This is a genomic window from Nonomuraea cavernae (genome assembly GCF_014646355.1).
Classification (GTDB): Bacteria; Actinomycetota; Actinomycetes; order Streptosporangiales; family Streptosporangiaceae; genus Nonomuraea; species Nonomuraea cavernae.
This window is the reverse complement of the sequence record NZ_BMNH01000018.1, coordinates 68494-85185: the sequence shown is the minus strand read 5'-3', so window position 1 is coordinate 85185 and position 16692 is coordinate 68494. Positions and strand designations below refer to the sequence as shown.

Below are 16692 nucleotides of genomic sequence, written 5' to 3'. Positions count from 1 at the left end.
CTGGTCATAAGCTGAACCCCAGAGGGGGACGCCGGATCCCACGTTGATCTTGAGGGGAGAAGATCTACGTAATGCCTCGAGTGCTCGTCGACGCGGCGGCGGTCCCCGCGGACCGTGGCGCACTGATCAGATATGTGGACGGGCTGGTCTCCGGGCTCGACCGCGCGGGAGCCGACCTCGTGGTCGTCTGCCAGCGGGCCGACGCCGGCAAGTACGAACGGCTGGCGCCGTCGGCCCGTGTCATGCCGGGCCCGGTCGCGATCACCAACCGGGCCGCCCGGCTCGCCTGGGAGCAGACCGGTGTGCCGTTGCTCGCCCGCCAGGCCGGGGCCCAGGTCATCCACGCGCCCTACTACTCCATCCCGCTCCGCTCCGGCCTGCCCACGGTCGTGACGGTGCACGACGTCACCTGGTTCACCGACCCCGAGCAGCACGGCGCGGTCAAGGCGTCGTTCTTCCGCTCGGCCACCCGCACCGCCGTCCGCCACGCCAACCGGGTCATCGTGCCGTCCAAGGCGACCAGGGAAGAGCTGGTGCGGGTGCTCGCCGCCGACCCGACCCGCATCGACGTCGCCTACCACGGCGTCGACCAGACGCTGTTCCACCCGCCCACCGACCTGGAGAGGCGGCGCTCGGCCGAGCGGTGCGGGCTGCACGGCCGGCCGTACGTCGCCTTCCTCGGCGCGCTCGACCCCCGCAAGAACGTCCCCAATCTGATCCGCGGCTTCGCCGCCGCCGTCAAGAACCTCGACGAGCCGCCCGCGCTGGTGCTCGGCGGCGGCGTGCACGAGGACGACGTCGACGCGGCCTGCCGCGAGGTGGAGGCCACGGTCAAGGTGGTGCGCCCCGGCTACCTCGGGGTGCCCGACCTGGCGGGGTTCCTCGGCGGGGCGGTCGTGGTGGCGTTCCCGTCGCGCGGCGAGGGCTTCGGGCTGCCGGTGCTGGAGGCGATGGCCTGCGGGGCGCCGGTGCTCACCACCCACCGCACGTCGCTGCCCGAGGTGGGCGGCGACGCCGTGGCCTACACCGAGCCCGACGCCGACAGCATCGCGACCGCGCTCGGGCAGCTGCTGGCCTCTCCCGACAGGCGCCTGCGGCTGCAGGAGGCGGGGCTGGCCAGAGCCCGTGAGTTCACCTGGGAAGCCTCGGTCGAAGCCCATCTCAGCTCCTATCAACGAGCCATCGAATAGTTCGGTAGCCTCACCGGGATGATGGAGAGTTCACTACCGGCCCTTGAGGCGATTCTGCTGGTCGGAGGGCAGGGCACGCGCCTGCGTCCGCTGACGCTGGGCACGCCCAAGCCCCTGCTGCCGACCGCCGGGGTGCCGTTCCTGGCGCACCAACTGGCCCGTGCCCGCTCGTTCGGGGTGCGCCGGATCGTCTTCGCCACTTCGTACAAGGCGTCGATGTTCGAGCCGGTCTTCGGTGACGGCGCGGCGTTCGGGCTCTCCATCGAGTACATGACCGAAGAGACGCCGCTCGGCACGGGCGGCGCGATCCGCAACGCCGCCGAGGCGCTGACGTCGGCGCCGTCCGACCCCGTGCTGATCCTCAACGGTGACATCCTGTCCGGCCACGACATCGGCCTGCAGGTGCGCGAGCACCTCAGTCGCGACGCGGCCGTCACGTTGCACCTCACCGAGGTCGACGATCCCTCCCGGTTCGGCTGCGTCCCCACCGACGACGAGGGCCGGGTGACGGCCTTCCTGGAGAAGACCCCCCACCCGGTGACCAACCGGATCAACGCCGGCTGCTACGTCTTCACCCGTTCGGTCATCGACCGGATCCCGCGTGGAGAGGTCGTCTCGGTGGAGCGGGAGACGTTCCCCGGGCTCATCGAGTCGGGTGAGCTGGTCCTGGGCTACGCCGACCGCACCTACTGGCTCGACGTCGGCACCCCGGCCGCCTTCGTCCGCGGCTCCAGCGACCTGGTCCTCGGGCGGCTCGGCTCGCCGGCGCTGCCCGGCCCGCCGGGGGAGTTCCTGGCGCTCGACGGAGCGTCGGTCTCCCCGGAGGCCAAGGTGCACGGCGGCTCGGCGGTGGGCTCCGGCGTCGTGGTCGAGGCGGGGGCCGTGGTCTCGGGCAGCGTGCTCTGCGACGGCAGCGTGGTCCGCTCGGGCGCCACCGTGGCCGACTCCGTGATCGGCGTCGGCGCGCGGGTGTGCTCGGGTGCCGTGGTGCGTGACGCGGTGATCGGTGACGGCGCCGTGGTGGGTCCGGGCAACGAGCTGCGGGCCGGGATCCGGCTGTGGCCGGGCGTCGAGCTGCCGGAGTGCGCGGTCCGCTACTCCAGCGACGTCTGACCTGCCCTCAAGACTCCAGTGACGTGCTGACCTGCCTTCAGGGCTCCGGCGGCCTCTGACCTGCCCGCGGGGCCCCGGCGGCGGCTGATCCGGCCTCCGGACTCCGGCGTCTGGTTCGGGTCCCGGGGCGGGGCACACTGGACACGTGATGGAGCGCAGGTGGACGCCCGAGGGGCCGCTGGACGTGGAGCTCGCGCTGAGCCCGCACCGGCGCGGTTCCGGTGACCCCGCCTGGCGCAGGACCCTCGACGGGGCCGTGTGGCGCACCTGCCGCACTCCCGACGGGCCCGGCACGCTCAGGGTGAGCGTGGCGGTCGGCACCGTGGCCGGGCAGGCGTGGGGGCCAGGAGCCGGGTGGCTCCTGGAGACGCTGCCGGCGCTGCTCGGCGCCGATGACGACGTCTCGGGATTCCGGGTCGAGCACGAGGTGCTGGCCGACGTGGCCAGGAAGCACGCCGGGCTGCGCATCGGCAGGACCGGCCGGGTCATGGAGGCCCTGGTGCCCGCCGTGCTCGAGCAGAAGGTCGTCGGCCGTGAGGCGTGGCGGGCCTGGCGCTGGCTGCTGCACCGCTACGGCGAGCCCGCCCCCGGACCGGCGCCCGACGGCATGCGGGTGATCCCCGAGGCGGAGGTGTGGCGGCAGATCCCCTCCTGGCACTGGCACAGGGCGGGGGCCGAGGCCGTACGGGCCCGTACGATCGCCACCGCCGCCTGGCACGCCGCCAAGCTGGAGGCGGCCGGCACCACCGAGGAGCTCGACCGGTTGCTGCGGGCGTTGCCCGGGATCGGCGTGTGGACGTCGGCCGAGGTGCGGCAGCGGGCCGTCGGCGATCCCGATGCCGTCAGCGTGGGCGACTTCCACCTGGCCAAGATCGTCGGCTATGCGCTGACCGGTGAGACGACCGACGATCCCGGGATGCTGCGGCTGCTGGAGCCCTACCGGGGACACCGGCACCGCGCCGCGGTCCTCATCACGCTCACCGGCCTGCGGGCGCCCGCGCGGGGGCCGAGGATGCCCGCGCGCGACTACCGCTCCTTCTGACGACCGCCCCCTGAGTGCGCTCGGCGAATCCAGACACACGTAGTGTTCCGTACATGAGTCTCGTCAGTGATTCCGCCCTCCGTCGTGCGCTGGCCCGCGCGCGAGACGGGAAAACCCTTGACGTCACCGAGGCGACCGTGTTGCTGCACGCCCGAGGCGCGCACCTGGACCCGCTTCTCGACCACGCCTCCCGGGTGCGGGACGCCGGGCTCGCCGCGGTCGGGCGGGAAGGGGTGATCACCTACAGCCGCAAGGTGTTCATCCCGCTGACTAGGCTGTGCCGCGACCGCTGCGGCTACTGCACCTTCGCCACCGCGCCGCACAAGCTGGAGGCGCCCTTCCTGAGCCCCGACGAGGTGCTGGAGATAGCCCGGCAGGGCGCCGCGATGGGCTGCAAGGAAGCGCTGTTCACGTTGGGGGACCGGCCGGAGGACCGCTGGCACCAGGCGCGGGAGTGGCTCGACGCGCACGGCTATGACGACACGCTCTCCTATGTGCGGGCGATGGCGATCAGGGTGCTGGAGGAGACCGGGCTGCTGCCGCACCTCAACCCGGGCGTGCTCGGCTGGCGTGACCTGCAGCGGCTGAAGCCCGTGGCGCCGTCGATGGGGATGATGCTGGAGACCACCTCGCGGCGGTTGTTCGAGGAGAAGGGCCAGCCGCACTACGGCTCCCCGGACAAGGACCCCGAGGTACGCCTGCGCGTGCTGGAGGACGCCGGGCGCTCCAACGTGCCGTTCACGACCGGGATCCTGATCGGCATCGGCGAGACCGTCGAGGACCGCGCCGAGTCGATCTTCGCGATCCGGCGGGTGGCGCGGGAGTACAACGGCGTCCAGGAGGTCATCGTGCAGAACTTCCGCGCCAAGCCCGACACGGCCATGCGCGGCCTGCCCGACGCCGACCTGCAGGAGCTGGCGGCCACGATCGCCGTGGCCCGGCTGGTGCTCGGGCCACGGACGCGCCTGCAGGCGCCGCCCAACCTGGTGGACTCCGAGTACGAGCTGATGATCCGCGCCGGGATCGACGACTGGGGCGGCGTCTCGCCGCTGACGCCCGACCATGTCAATCCCGAGCGCCCCTGGCCGCAGATCGACGACCTGGCCGCCCGCACCGAGGCCGCCGGGTTCCGGCTGCGCGAGCGGCTCACCATCTATCCCGAGTACGTGCTGGCCGGCGAGCCCTGGCTGGACCCGAGGCTGTTCGGTCACGTCCGGGCCCTGGCCGACCCCGACACCGGGCTGGCCCGGGAGGACGCGGTGCTCGAAGGGCGGCCGTGGCAGGAGCCGGACGGCGGCTTCGCCCCCTCCGGGCGGGTGGACCTGCACGTCGAGGTCGACACCTCGGGACGCACCGCCGACCGCCGCGACGACTTCGACCACGTCTACGGCGACTGGGACGCCCTGCGCGACCGCCTGGACCCCGCCGCGAAGGGGAGCGTCACCGCGAGCACGCCCGCCGAGGTGCGCCAGGCGCTCAGGAAGGCCGAGAGCGACCCCGCCGGGCTCACCGACGCCGAGGCCGTGGCGCTGCTGTCGGCCGAGGGCGAGGCGCTGGAGGAGCTGGCCGGCATCGCCGACGAGTACCGCAGGCAGGCCGCGGGCGACGACGTCACCTACGTGGTCAACCGGAACATCAACTTCACCAACGTCTGCTACACCGGCTGCCGGTTCTGCGCGTTCGCCCAGCGCCGCACCGACGCCGACGCCTACACGCTGAGCCTCGACCAGGTGGCCGACCGGGCCGAGGAGGCCTGGCTGGCCGGCGCGACCGAGGTGTGCATGCAGGGCGGCATCCACCCCGACCTGCCCGGCAGCGCCTACTTCGACATCGCCAGGGCGGTCAAGGCCAGGACACCGGACATGCACGTGCACGCCTTCTCCCCGATGGAGGTCATCAACGGCGCCAGCCGTACGAACCTGTCGATCGAGGAGTGGCTGCTGGCCGCGAAGGAGGCCGGGCTCGACTCACTGCCGGGGACCGCCGCCGAGATCCTGGACGACGACGTGCGGTGGGTGCTCACCAAGGGCAAGCTGCCCACCAGGGAGTGGATCGACGTCATCACCACCGCCCACCGGGTGGGCCTGCCGACGACGTCCACGATGATGTACGGCCACGTCGACACCCACCTGCACTGGGTCAGGCACATCAAGCTGATCAGGCGGTTGCAGGAGGAGACCGGCGGGTTCTCGGAGTTCGTGCTGCTGCCGTTCGTGCACACCAGCGCGCCGATCTACCTGGCTGGCGTCGCCCGGCCGGGCCCCACCGCGCGGGAGAACCGCGCCGTGCACGCGCTGGCCCGCATCCTGCTGCACGGCGCGATCGGCAACATCCAGTGCTCCTGGGTCAAGCTCGGCGACGACCTGTGCCGCCAGGTGCTCCAGGGCGGGGTGAACGACCTCGGCGGCACGCTCATGGAGGAGACGATCAGCCGGATGGCCGGGTCGGAGAACGGCTCGTACAAGACGATCAGCGAGCTGCGCGAGATGGCGGAGCTCAGCGGGCGGCCGGTCACGCAGCGCACCACCGGGTACGGCCGGCCGAGCGCCGAGCGACTGGCCGCCTCCGAGGCGAGTGACGGCGTCTGCCAGAGCGTCCGAAGGGTCCTGCCGATGGCGTAGGTATAACATGTTCTAGATTGCACTTGCGCCCGCTATGGGAGTCGCTGGAAGAATCGTCACTCCCCTGGAGAGAGGTTCACCCGTGCGGTTGGGTCGACACCGCGCCGCGTTGAGTCCAGAGCTGCGGCGAAGGAAGGCACTCCAGCGAGGCATGCTGGCCGGGTTCACCGTCGTGGCCGTCGTCGCGGGCACGCTCGTGGTCGTGTTCGGCGGTGGCGGCGCGCTGTGCTCCACACGAGAGCCTGTTCTGGTCAGCGTGGCCGCCGCGGTCGACGTGGCGCCGGTGGCGATGGAGGCCGCCGCGCGCTTCAACGAGACCAAGGCCACGACCGGCGGCAGGTGCGTGCTCGTACAGGTCACCGAGCAGCCGCCGGCCACCGTGCTGCGCACGCTGATCGGCGATCGGGCGGGCGTGCTGCGCGAACGGCCGGACGGCTGGATCGCCGACTCCTCGGCCTGGATCCGGCTGGCCCGCAAGCAGGGCGCGAGCGCGCTGCCCGCGGGCGAGAGCGTGGTGGCCACCTCGCCGCTGGTGTTCGCCACCCGGGGCTCGCTGGCGCAGCGCTTCTCCGTCGGCAAGACCGAGATGAACTGGCGGATGGTCTTCCCCTCCACCGTGCGGGGACGGCTCAAGCCCAACGAGAGCGAGCCGGACGTCGTGCGCGTGCCCGACCCCTCGCTGGCCGGCGCGGGCATCGCCACGGTCGCCGCCGCCCGGGACGTCGTGGGCACCGGCCCGGAGGCGGACAAGGCGCTGACCGCGTTCGTACGCTGGGCCCAGGCCGGTTCGGCGCCTGACTACCGCACGATGCTGACCGCCGTCGACGACCGTGCGTTCTGGCAGCGACCGGTGGTCATCGTGCCGGAGCAGTCGGTGTGGGCGCACAACCAGCGCCTGTCGCCCGACCCGGTCGTGGCGTTGCACCCGCGTGAGGGGACGATCAGCCTCGACTATCCGTACGTGGTGACCGCGACCGACCCGGTGGTGGCCGAGGCTTCGACGATCTTCGCCGACTGGCTGAGCGGCGCGGAGGCGCAGGAGATGGTGCGCCGGGCCGGGTTCCGGTCGGGCGACGGTCTGCAGGGCCCGATCTCGCCGGGGCCGCAGATCCCGGCCGAGACGCCCAAGACCCGCTCCTCGGTCTCCCCGGAGGACATCGACGAGGCGCTGCGCGCCTGGAGCCGGTTGGCCCCGCCGACCAACATCCTGGTGCTGGCCGACACCTCCAAGCACATGGCCGAGCCCATGAAGGGGACCACCCGGGTGGGCGTCGCGCTGGAGGCGGCCAAGATCGGTCTCCAGCTCTTCCCCGACTCCACGCACATGGGGTTATGGGAGTTCGCCCACAAGGTGGGCCAGATCAGGGACTACCGGCAGTGGGTGGGGCTCGGCCCCATCAACCAGCCCGAGACGGGCCAGCTCGTCCGTCGGGGCGTCCTCACTGAGCTGACCAAAACGATCAATGCGCACCCCCGGCTGGAGAGCTCGCTCTACGACTCGATCCTGAGCGGCTTCCGCGAGGTCTCCAGCGAATTCCGCGAGGAGATGAACAACACGCTCCTGGTGATCACTGCGGGCAAGGACGACGGGCGCGGCGTCAAGCTCCAGACGTTGCTCGACCGGCTGGAGGGCGAGTGGGATCCGGACCGGCCCGTCCAGATCGTCGTCATCGCGTTCGGCAGCGGCGTCGACCGGGACAGTCTGACCAGGATCACGACCGCCACCAACGGCTCCCTGCACGTGGCCCAGCAGCCGGACGAGATCATCGACGTCTTCCTCGCGGCGCTGGCGCGCCGCCTGTGTCACCCCACCTGCAAGCCGGCGGCGTGAGGACCGGCGCGCGCCGCCGGGTCGAGCGGAGCTAGGCGGAGGTCCTGCGGCGGAACAGTAGTGCCGCGATCGGCACGCTGACCAGCACCATGCCCGCCAGCCAGGCTGCCGTCACCGCCCCGGAGGAGCCCATCGGCTGGTTCAGGAGCAATGATCGGAGCGTCGCCACGATCGGAGTGATCGGCTGGTTCTCGGCGAAGTCGCGCAACACGTCCGGCATGGTTTCGGCCGGTACGACCCCGTCCGACAGGTACGGCAGGAAGAGTACGACGAAGCTGAACGCGCCGGCCGCCTGGGTCGACCTGACCAGCAGCCCCCAGAGCACCGCCAGCGACGACATCGCCAGGACGTACCCCGTCACCACGGCCAGCGCCAGGGCCCAGTCGGCCGGCGTGGCATCCGGCCGAAAGCCCAGGGCGACCGCCGCGAGCAGGGCGAATCCGGACGCCGCCACGTTGCGGATCACCGAGGCGACCACATGCCCGGCGGGGACCGTCCAGCCGCCGATCGGCAGCGTGCGCAGCCGGTCGATCATGCCCGCTGTCAGGTCGTCGGCGATGTTCACGGCGGTCAGCGCGGCGCCGTACCCGCCGGACATGAGCAGCACGGCGGGCACCACGAAGTCGATGTAGGCCAGCCCGCTGGAGCCGGTGGTGATCGCCCCGCCGAAGACGTACACGAACAGCACCATGATGATCACGGGCAGAGCGGTGTTCACGATGAGGCCGTCGAGGATGCGCAGCTCGCGGCGCAGATTGCGGACGACGAGGCGGTGCAGGTCGCCCGCCGCGGTCAGGGCGGCGCTCATGCCGCGACCGCCGTGAGCTCGAAGAAGACGTCGTTGAGGGTCGGGGTGGACAACGCCACGTGCTCGACGACGACGCCCGCGCGATGCAGCAGGTCCAGCGTGTGGCGCAGGTGGTCGGGGCCCTGGACGGCCAGAGTGATCTCGCGTTCGCCCGCGCCGGGACGCGTTTCGGCCTCGCCGAGCGCCGATCTGGCGCGAGGGACGTCCTCGGTACGGGACAGGCGCAGTATCAGGCGTTCGGCGCCGACCTGGCGCTTCAGCGCGGCGGGGGAGTCGTCGGCCACGACGCGGCCGCCGTTGATCACCGCGATGCGGTCGGCGAGTTGGTCGGCCTCCTCCAGGTACTGCGTGGTGAGCAGGATGGTGGTGCCGCCCGCCAGCAGTTCGCGGATCACCGACCACAGCTCGGCCCGGCTGCGGGGGTCGAGCCCGGTCGTGGGCTCGTCGAGGAAGAGGATCCGTGGCGCTGACACCATGCTCGCCGCGAGGTCGAGACGGCGCCGCATCCCGCCGGAGTAGGTCGCGACCCGCCGGTTCGCGGCCGCGGCCAGATCGAAGCGCTCCAGGAGCTCCTGCGCCCGTCGCCGCGCCTGCCGCCGGCCCAGGTGGTAGAGGCCGGCGAACAGCTCCAGGTTCTCCCTCCCGGTCAGCAGGCCGTCCACGGTGGCCTGCTGGGAGGTCAGGCCGATCAACCGGCGCACCGCGACGCCCTCGCGGGTGACGTCGTGTCCGCCCACCGTGGCGGTGCCGCCATCAGGGGCGAGCAGTGTGGTCAGGATGCGCACCGTGGTGGTCTTGCCGGAGCCGTTGGGGCCGAGCAGAGCCAGCAGCGAGCCGGTGGGCACGGTCAGGTCGATCCCGGCCAGCACCTGCGTGCTGCCGAAGGACTTCGTCAGTCCTCGGACGAGTACAGCATCTGTGAATGACGTACTGTGTATGACGTTCATAGTTTTAACTTAATGCACAATCCAAGGAGTGGGTCAAGGAGGGGATTCGATGGAGCAGGAGCGGCCGCTGCCGTCCGTGGTGGAGCGCATGTGGGGGCGTGAGCCGGTGCCACGCCGGGGGCCCCGGCCTCGGCTGGATCTGGCCACGATCACCACCGCCGCCATCGAGATCGCCGACGCCGAAGGCTTGGGCGGGGTCTCGATGGCCAGCGTGGCCTCGCGGGTCGGGGTGGCGGCGACCGCGCTCTACAGGTACATCGGCAGCAAGGACGACCTGCTCACCATCATGGCCGACGGCGTCGCCCCGCCGCCGCCCGAGCCGGAGGGCAGGTCCTGGCGGGACTACCTCGCCCTCTGGACCCGGATCCAGCGCGACCTCCTGCTGGAGCACGCGTGGCTGCTGTCCGTCGGCCGGCTGAGTCCGCCGCTGGGCCCACGGCGGCTGCTGTGGTTCGACCGGGCGCTGGCCGCTCTCGACGGCACGGGGCTCGATCACGGAGAGAAGATCAACGTGGCCAGCACCCTGACGGGCTACGCGCTCACCGATGCCGCACTCGTCCACGGCATCGGCGGCGGGGCCCCGCAGCCGGAAGAGCACGCGATCGGCGGAGCCGCCGAGTACGGCGAGGTGCTCGCCGGCTTGCTCGACCCCGCGGCCTACCCGGCCCTGTCGGCCGCGATGCGCTCGGGCGTCATGCGCGGCGCCGAGGGGTGGGTGGAGGACGAGGACTTCGTCTTCGGACTCAATCTGCTGCTCGACGGCATCGAGGCGCTCATCGGGCGACGGGCCTCAGAGGAGCGGAGCTGCTGTGGCGAGGGTGTCCCGGAGTGACGGACCTCTTCCACGGCGGCTCCGCTCCCTCGTTCACGGGCCCTGACGAACGGGCCCTGACCGAACGGCGCCGGTTCTAGAGGCGCTGCCAGAGCGCCGGGACGTTCGGCGGCTCCCAGCCGGTGAGGGCGGTGTGTGCCTGGATGCACCGGTAGGTCAGGCCGGCGTAGGTGACCTGGGAGCCGACGGCGTAGGCGGTGCCGGCCTTCCAGGTGCCTCCGGGCGTCGAGGTCGGGGTGGGGGTGGGGGTGGGGGGCGGCTGCGTCGGCGTGGGCGTCGGCGTCGGAGTGGGGGTCGGGTTTCCGCCACCGCCGCCGATCTGCAGGTCGACGCAGGCGTAGAAGGCGTTGACCGTGTCGGCGATGTTCCAGATGGCGAGGACCTTCTGCCTGCCGGAGAACCCGGACAGGTTCACGGCGTGGGAGACCGTCGCGCCGGGTTGCCGGCCGCCGTCGTTGAACACCGCCACCCGGGTGCCGCCGATGTAGTACTCCCACGTGCTGGTGGCGTGCCGGGCCGTGAGGGTCCAGTTGAAGGTGACCGAGGTGCCGACCGAGGTCGCGGGCCAGGGCTTGCTCTCGTCGCTGAGCTGGGCGAAGCGGGCGACGCCGCCGTGGCAGTTGCGCTGGCCCTTGGGGCCTTCCACGCTCTGCGGCTCGTAGATGATGTCACCGCAGCCGCTCACCTTGCCCTGGGCGCAGAGAGCCTGCCGGCTGGGGGGTGAGTTGATGTAACCGTGAGCCAGCGCGGGCTGCGCGACGATCATCGTGCCGGCCATGGCGATCACCGCCGCGGCGACTAACGTGAGGGTTCTTCGCATGCGAGTGCTCCTCTACATGGGGGGTTCGCCCTAATGTAAAGGAAAGTTTCCTAACGGTAAATGGTTCTTGACTGCTCCGGGTTGATCGTGTCAGCGCGTCAGGATGAAGTCGCCCGGGTCGCGCGGGGCCCGGTCGCGGGGCGGGGCGGCGGCGTGGCCGACCGCGACGCACCCCATCGGATCCCACGACCCGGGCAGGTCGAGCACTTCGCGGACCACCGGGCGGCAGAACATCGTGGACGACACCCACGCCGAGCCGAGCCCCTCGACCGCGAGCTGGATGAGGAGGTTCTCGACGCCCGCGCCGGTGGCCACCACGAACATCTCCCGCTCCGCCGCGTTGCGCCGATCGTCGCGGTAGGTGTGGGAGCCCTCCATCACCAGGCAGGGGACGATCAGATAGGGGGCGCGGCGCAGCACGTCGCCGCGCCTGACCCGCTTGGCGATCGACTCCTCGGTGAAGCCGTCGCCTTGCAGATCGGTGATCCAGGCCTCGCGCATCGCGTCGAGCAGCCTGCCTCGGGTCTCGGCCGACTCGACCAGGACGAACCGCCACGGCGTCGTGTGGTGGGGAGCCGGGGCCGCGATGCCCGCCGCCACCGCCCGCCGCACCGCCGCAGGATCGACGGGCTCGGCGGAGAACTCCCGGATCGTACGGCGGGCGAACACCACGTCGCGCGCCCCGTAGCGGAACAGGTCCTCGTCGGCGGGCCGGAGCAGCGGCCGGACCCCCGGGCCGTCGCCGGCCGTGACGAGATGGGCGAGACCCCGCACGATCGCGACCGGGACACCGGCCAGCTTGCCCTTGACCAGCTCGGCGGCCGAGGCGATCTCGTCGGCCAGCGCGGTCACGGTGGCGCTGAGCGGGTTGCCGTAGGAGTCGACGGCCCCGCGGAAGTCGTCGACCGGGGTCACTCCCGCGGCGCCGATGGCCACGTCGGTCAGGCCCTGGCGCCACGGGCGGCCGAACGTGTCGGAGACGATCACGCCCACGCCCGCGGGCAGGCCCGCCCGGATGCGCCGGGCCGAGGCGTCGGGGTCCTCGGGGAGCAGCAGGACGGTGCCGGGGTCGGTGTTGGAGGTGTCGACCCCGGCCGCGGCCATCACGAAGCCGTGGCGGGTCTGGGAGATCACGGTGTCGCCGCGCCTGGCGACCACCCGCTCGGTCTCCTCCTCGATCGCCGCGGCGCGGTCGGGGGCCTGCCGGATCCGGCCCTCGGCCTTACTGACGATCTTGGACGTGATGACGACGATGTCGCCCTCGCGCAGATCGGCGCCCTTCAACAGGGCGGCCACGTCGTCGCCCGGCCGTACCTCGCCGATGCCGAGCACGGGGATCACCTCGACGGTCCCGCCGACGGACGGCACGGCGCGAGCCGGGTCGGTCTCGGTCGATGTGCCGTCGGGTGGGTCGTGCGGGCCGGACTTGGACGGTGTGTTGTCGTGCGGGGTGGTGTGGGGCGATGTGGGGGTGGTGTCGTGCGGTGGGATGTCGTGCGGTGGGATGTCGTGCGGTGGGATGTCGTGCGGGGTAGTGTCACGCGGGGTGGTGGCGGGGGTCATCGGGCGAGCTCCTGGGCCAGGTCGAGAGCGGTGCGGGCGATGTCGGCGGCCGCGTCGACGTCGTGCATGATGATGGGCCCGGCGACCACGCGGACGCCGTCGAGGGCGACCCCCTCGTCCTCGGGCGCCACCAGCCATCCGTCGATCAGGTCGGCGCCGTAGAGGTCGAGCACCGCCTGGGCCGTGGTCTCGACGCCGATGGCCGTGAGGCAGGCGTCGGCCATGCCGCGCACCGGCGCGCCGCCGACGATGGGGGAGACGCCCACCACGGTCTTCGGCAGCAGCGCGTCGCGGATGCCCGGGACCTGCAGGATCGTGCCGATGCTCACCACCGGGTTGGACGGAGGCAGGATCACCACGTCGGCCTCTTCGATCGCCTCCAGCACACCAGGGGCGGGTCGTGCGGTGTCGACGCCCACCAGGGCGATCGACTCGGCGGGGACCGAGGCGCGCAGGCGTACCCACCACTCCTGGAAGTGGATCGCGCGGCGGCCCTGCTCGTCACTGATCACCACGTGGGTCTCGCAGCGGTCGTCGGACATCGGCAGCAGGCGGACGCCGGGCTGCCAGCGGACGCACAGCGCCCGCGTGATCTGCGACAGCGGATAGCCCGCCTCCAGCATCTGCGAGCGGACGATGTGCGTGGCGAAGTCGCGGTCGCCGAGCCCGAACCACTGCGGCTCGACCCCGTAGGCCGCCAGCTCCTCCTTGACGACGTGGGACTCCTTGGCGCGACCCCAGCCCTGCTCCTCGTCGATGCCGTGGCCGAGGGTGTACATGACCGTGTCGAGGTCGGGACAGACCCGCAGGCCGAACAGGGTGATGTCGTCGCCGGTGTTGCCGATCACGGTTATCTGGGCATCCGGGGCGGTCGCGCGCAGACCACGCAGGAAGCGGGCGCCGCCGATGCCGCCTGCGAGGGAGACGATGTGCATGCGGCCCAGTCTTCCACCGGCCTCCGACACGCCTGTCTGGGGAGTCAGCTTTACCGCCAAAAAACCCGTCATAGTGGTCGAAGTGCGGCTTTTGGGGTTGAAGAGGTTCCAGGTACCTCCGTCGTGACAGTCAGCGATGTGGCAAACTCCCTTCGGGCTAAAGGGTCGATGGGGGTAGTTGTGAGCAAACTTGACGTCGCCCGGCTGAGAGAGCCGGCCGCCTGGCTGATGCTCGCGGCCGGCGGACTGAACGTGCTGGTGGCGATCGGCAGAGTGCTGATCGGCCCATCGGGCATGGCCGGCGTCGGCCTGTCATTCGCCGACCGCGCCGCCATCGGTTTCGGCGGCTTCACCAGCCCGGTCACGACCGCGCTCCTCCTGGGATCGGTGCTGCTGGTCACCAAGGTCGGGCCGCCCTCGTCCAAGGCCAGGCCCATCACCTCCATCGCGGCCGGGGCGCTCGGCCTCGCCACGGTGTTCGGCGCCCTGTCGTTGCTCCTCGGCCTCTTCTCCGGCGACGGTGCCCGGTCGCTGGTGGAGTTCCTGCTCACCGGGGTGCCCCTGCTCGCGCTGACCGCCGTCGCCCTGGTCTACCTGCTGCCGCAGGTCCTGCCCGAACGGCCCGCCTACCCGCAGAGCCACGGCCAGCCGCCGCACGCCGCCCCCGCGTACGGCCAGCAGCCCGGCTACGGCCAGCAGCCGCCCGGCCAGGGCCCGCCGTCCTATGGCCAGCCCGGTTACGGCCAGCCCGGATATGACCAGCCCGGATATGACCAGCCGGGTTACGACCAGCCGGGTTACGACCAGCCTCCCGGTCAGGGTCCCGCCTCGTACGGCCAGCAGCCTGGTTACAGCCCGCAGCCGCCGAGTTTCGGCGGCCACCCCGACGGCCCCGCGCGTGACCAGCAGTCCCACGTCCAGGCCGGACACGGGCAGCAGGAGCCCTACCAGCAGCCCGCGCCCCAGCCCAGGGCCGCGCTGCCCGCCGCCCCGGCCGACCAGCACCACCCTCAGCAGGACCCCTCGTTCGGGCCCGACCCCCAGGGCTACGGTCAGCCGGATGCGGCTCAGGGCTCCATCGACACGTCGCCGGGTCAGCATCATCTGCCGTCGGGTCAGCCCGGTTATGGGCAGACCGATCCTGCGGCGGGCCGGCCGGACGCGTTCGGACAGCCGGACCAGCGCGGTTACGGCCAGCCCGACCCCTCACAGGGCTACGGTCAGGCCGACCCTGCGCAGGCTCACGGTTACGGCCAGGCCGACCCCTCGCAGGGGTACGGTCAGCAAGGTTCCTCCTATGGCCAGCTCGAGCCGCAGGGCCATGGTCAGCCGGATGCGGCTCAGGGCTCCATCGACACGTCGCCGGGTCAGCATCATCTGCCGTCGGGTCAGCCCGGTTACGGGCAGACCGATCCTGCGGCGGGCCGGCCGGACGCGTTCGGCCAGCCGGATCAGCGCGGTTACGGCCAGCCCGACCCTTCACAGGGCTACGGTCAGGCCGACCCTGCGCAGGGTCACGGTTACGGCCAGGCCGACCCCTCGCAGGGGTACGGTCAGCAAGGTCCCTCCTATGGCCAGCCCGACCCCCAGGGCTACGGTCAGCCGGATGCGGCTCAGGGCTCCATCGACACGTCGCCGGGTCAGCATCATCTGCCGTCGGGTCAGCCCGGTTACGGGCAGACCGATCTTCCGGCGGGCCGGCCGGACGCGTTCGGCCAGCCGGACCAGCGCGGTTACGGCCAGACCGACCCTTCGGGCGGCCAGTCGAACTCCTCGCCCGGCCGGGCGGACCAGCAGGGCCATGGCCAGTCCGCGGCCCCGCTCGGCCAGCACGGCTCGTCGGCGGGCCGGCCCGACCAGCGCGGCTACGGGCAGCCCGACCCATCCCCGGGACACAGCCCACAGGGAACGTCCTACGGCCAGACCGACCCATCCTCGGGGCACAGCCCGCAGGGAACGTCCTATGGTCAGGCCCCATCCTCGGAGCACAGCCCGCAGGGGACGCCCTACGGGCAGCCCGACCAGGGCTACGGGCCGACCAACCAGACCCAGGTGTACACCCCGTCGGAGACGCTCCCCAACAGCGGCTACCAGCCGGCCCCCTACGTCCCCGCGGACAGCCAGCCCAACGCCTACAGCCCGGCGGCGCACTCCTACGCGCCGTCCCAGGACAGCGGCGGGTTCGGGGCGCCGGCCGGGCAGCAGCCCAACGCCTTCAACGCCCCCGCCGACCCGGTCTACCCGGCCGCCGAGACGGCGCCGAGCGTGCCGTACCCGCCGGCCGCCGCGCAGGGCGGCCAGCCCTTCACCGGCTACTCGGGACACGAGTACGCGACACCCGCGTACCAGGAGCCCGACCCGCCGGTGGATCCGCGCTCCCAGCAGCTCCTGGACGCCTACCAGCAGGCCGAGACCTACCAGCACTCCCTGTCGGGCGCGCAGGGAGACCTGCGCGTACCCGACTACTCGGGTCAGCCGCCCAGGCCGCACGACGATCCGTTCGGCCACCCGCAGCAGCCTCAGCAGGGCCAGTACGAGCCGCAGGCCTACCGGCCGCAGCACCAGTCGGGCGGCTGGGAGCCGGCGCCGGACTCCACGGTCAGGCTGGACCAGCAACTCGGCGGCGACGCGCTGGGCGAGCGGCCCAGGCACGGTGACGACCCGATCGACCCCACAGCCATATACACCCCCAACGAGCCCCGCAGGTAACGGACCCGCAAAGCACGGCTAGAGAGAAGGTGGGCCACGGGCGGGCGTCTATACCGCCCTGGTACGGTTCCGACCGCTGACAGCGAATGAACACGCCAGGCCGATGCGCCGGATTCGGGGCGGAGGCCGGGTGCGAACATCACATGCCGAGCACACCGGGGCGAGGGCTGGCCTTTCCCCGGATACCGGCATGCCGCTTGACGCCGCGCACGACACGCGCGTGTAATTACAACCATGTTGTTACGCCTTCCTGTGGGTGGGTAATAAGGAAGGCGTCCATG

General features: G+C 71.9%; 12 protein-coding genes. 7 read left to right on the top strand and 5 right to left on the bottom strand.

Features of this window, described 5'->3' with window-relative positions; translation table 11 throughout:
- Positions 1 to 71 precede the first annotated feature (71 nt).
- From IEY82_RS25625 to IEY82_RS25605, 5 genes are all read left to right on the top strand, one after another.
- On the top strand, positions 72 to 1190 hold the full coding sequence (locus tag IEY82_RS25625) for a glycosyltransferase family 4 protein (protein ID WP_189126768.1): 1119 nt from the start codon (positions 72 to 74) through the stop codon (positions 1188 to 1190).
- 18 nt (positions 1191 to 1208) lie between these two features.
- Positions 1209 to 2303, top strand: coding sequence for a mannose-1-phosphate guanylyltransferase (manB, locus tag IEY82_RS25620; protein ID WP_189126767.1), 1095 nt, complete (start codon positions 1209 to 1211; stop codon positions 2301 to 2303).
- Between the two features lie 148 nt (positions 2304 to 2451).
- Positions 2452 to 3345 carry a DNA-3-methyladenine glycosylase family protein gene (locus IEY82_RS25615; RefSeq protein ID WP_189126818.1) on the top strand — a complete coding sequence of 298 codons (894 nt, stop codon included), beginning with the start codon at positions 2452 to 2454 and terminating at the stop codon, positions 3343 to 3345.
- Between the two features lie 53 nt (positions 3346 to 3398).
- Positions 3399 to 5966: a bifunctional FO biosynthesis protein CofGH gene (locus IEY82_RS25610; RefSeq protein WP_189126766.1), complete on the top strand. Its 2568-nt coding sequence runs from the start codon at positions 3399 to 3401 to the stop codon at positions 5964 to 5966.
- Positions 5967 to 6048: 82 nt separating this feature from the next.
- Positions 6049 to 7797, top strand: a complete 1749-nt coding sequence (locus IEY82_RS25605) for a substrate-binding and VWA domain-containing protein (protein WP_225262688.1) — start codon at positions 6049 to 6051, stop codon at positions 7795 to 7797.
- A gap of 31 nt (positions 7798 to 7828) precedes the next feature.
- Here IEY82_RS25605 and IEY82_RS25600 read toward each other — a convergent pair whose 3' ends face one another.
- Both IEY82_RS25600 and IEY82_RS25595 read right to left on the bottom strand, forming a co-directional pair.
- The gene (locus tag IEY82_RS25600) at positions 7829 to 8605 is read right to left on the bottom strand and encodes an ABC transporter permease (RefSeq protein ID WP_189126765.1); all 777 of its coding nucleotides are present in this window, start codon (positions 8603 to 8605) and stop codon (positions 7829 to 7831) included.
- The gene (locus IEY82_RS25595) at positions 8602 to 9552 is read right to left on the bottom strand and encodes an ATP-binding cassette domain-containing protein (RefSeq protein WP_189126764.1); all 951 of its coding nucleotides are present in this window, start codon (positions 9550 to 9552) and stop codon (positions 8602 to 8604) included. Before IEY82_RS25595 ends, IEY82_RS25600 begins: the two co-directional genes overlap by 4 nt.
- A gap of 49 nt (positions 9553 to 9601) precedes the next feature.
- On the opposite strand from IEY82_RS25595, the gene IEY82_RS25590 reads away from it, so the two are divergent.
- Entirely contained in the window at positions 9602 to 10384 is a 783-nt protein-coding gene (locus IEY82_RS25590) for a TetR/AcrR family transcriptional regulator (RefSeq protein WP_189126763.1), read from the top strand.
- A gap of 76 nt (positions 10385 to 10460) precedes the next feature.
- Here IEY82_RS25590 and IEY82_RS25585 read toward each other — a convergent pair whose 3' ends face one another.
- The 3 genes from IEY82_RS25585 to cofD all read right to left on the bottom strand — a co-directional run bounded on the left by IEY82_RS25585 (position 10461) and on the right by cofD (position 13702).
- Positions 10461 to 11204: a lytic polysaccharide monooxygenase gene (locus tag IEY82_RS25585; protein ID WP_189126762.1), complete on the bottom strand. Its 744-nt coding sequence runs from the start codon at positions 11202 to 11204 to the stop codon at positions 10461 to 10463.
- Between the two features lie 90 nt (positions 11205 to 11294).
- Positions 11295 to 12767: a coenzyme F420-0:L-glutamate ligase gene (locus tag IEY82_RS25580; RefSeq protein WP_225262691.1), complete on the bottom strand. Its 1473-nt coding sequence runs from the start codon at positions 12765 to 12767 to the stop codon at positions 11295 to 11297.
- Complete coding sequence (cofD, locus tag IEY82_RS25575) at positions 12764 to 13702, bottom strand: 2-phospho-L-lactate transferase (RefSeq protein ID WP_189126761.1); 939 nt, start codon at positions 13700 to 13702, stop codon at positions 12764 to 12766. The genes IEY82_RS25580 and cofD overlap by 4 nt, the downstream gene beginning before the upstream one ends.
- Positions 13703 to 13882: 180 nt before the next feature.
- On the opposite strand from cofD, the gene IEY82_RS25570 reads away from it, so the two are divergent.
- Positions 13883 to 16411 carry a hypothetical protein gene (locus tag IEY82_RS25570; RefSeq protein WP_189126760.1) on the top strand — a complete coding sequence of 843 codons (2529 nt, stop codon included), beginning with the start codon at positions 13883 to 13885 and terminating at the stop codon, positions 16409 to 16411.
- Positions 16412 to 16692 lie beyond the last annotated feature (281 nt).

What these genes read in the sequence shown, in the direction of transcription:
- IEY82_RS25625 (WP_189126768.1), top strand. Translation starts at nt 72, where the DNA reads ATGCCTCGAGTGCTCGTCGACGCGGCGGCGGTCCCCGCGGACCGTGGC.
- manB (WP_189126767.1), top strand. Translation starts at nt 1,209, where the DNA reads ATGATGGAGAGTTCACTACCGGCCCTTGAGGCGATTCTGCTGGTCGGA.
- IEY82_RS25615 (WP_189126818.1), top strand. Translation starts at nt 2,452, where the DNA reads ATGGAGCGCAGGTGGACGCCCGAGGGGCCGCTGGACGTGGAGCTCGCG.
- IEY82_RS25610 (WP_189126766.1), top strand. Translation starts at nt 3,399, where the DNA reads ATGAGTCTCGTCAGTGATTCCGCCCTCCGTCGTGCGCTGGCCCGCGCG.
- IEY82_RS25600 (WP_189126765.1), bottom strand. Translation starts at nt 8,605, where the DNA reads ATGAGCGCCGCCCTGACCGCGGCGGGCGACCTGCACCGCCTCGTCGTC.
- IEY82_RS25595 (WP_189126764.1), bottom strand. Translation starts at nt 9,552, where the DNA reads ATGAACGTCATACACAGTACGTCATTCACAGATGCTGTACTCGTCCGA.
- IEY82_RS25590 (WP_189126763.1), top strand. Translation starts at nt 9,602, where the DNA reads ATGGAGCAGGAGCGGCCGCTGCCGTCCGTGGTGGAGCGCATGTGGGGG.
- IEY82_RS25585 (WP_189126762.1), bottom strand. Translation starts at nt 11,204, where the DNA reads ATGCGAAGAACCCTCACGTTAGTCGCCGCGGCGGTGATCGCCATGGCC.
- IEY82_RS25580 (WP_225262691.1), bottom strand. Translation starts at nt 12,767, where the DNA reads ATGACCCCCGCCACCACCCCGCGTGACACTACCCCGCACGACATCCCA.
- cofD (WP_189126761.1), bottom strand. Translation starts at nt 13,702, where the DNA reads ATGCACATCGTCTCCCTCGCAGGCGGCATCGGCGGCGCCCGCTTCCTG.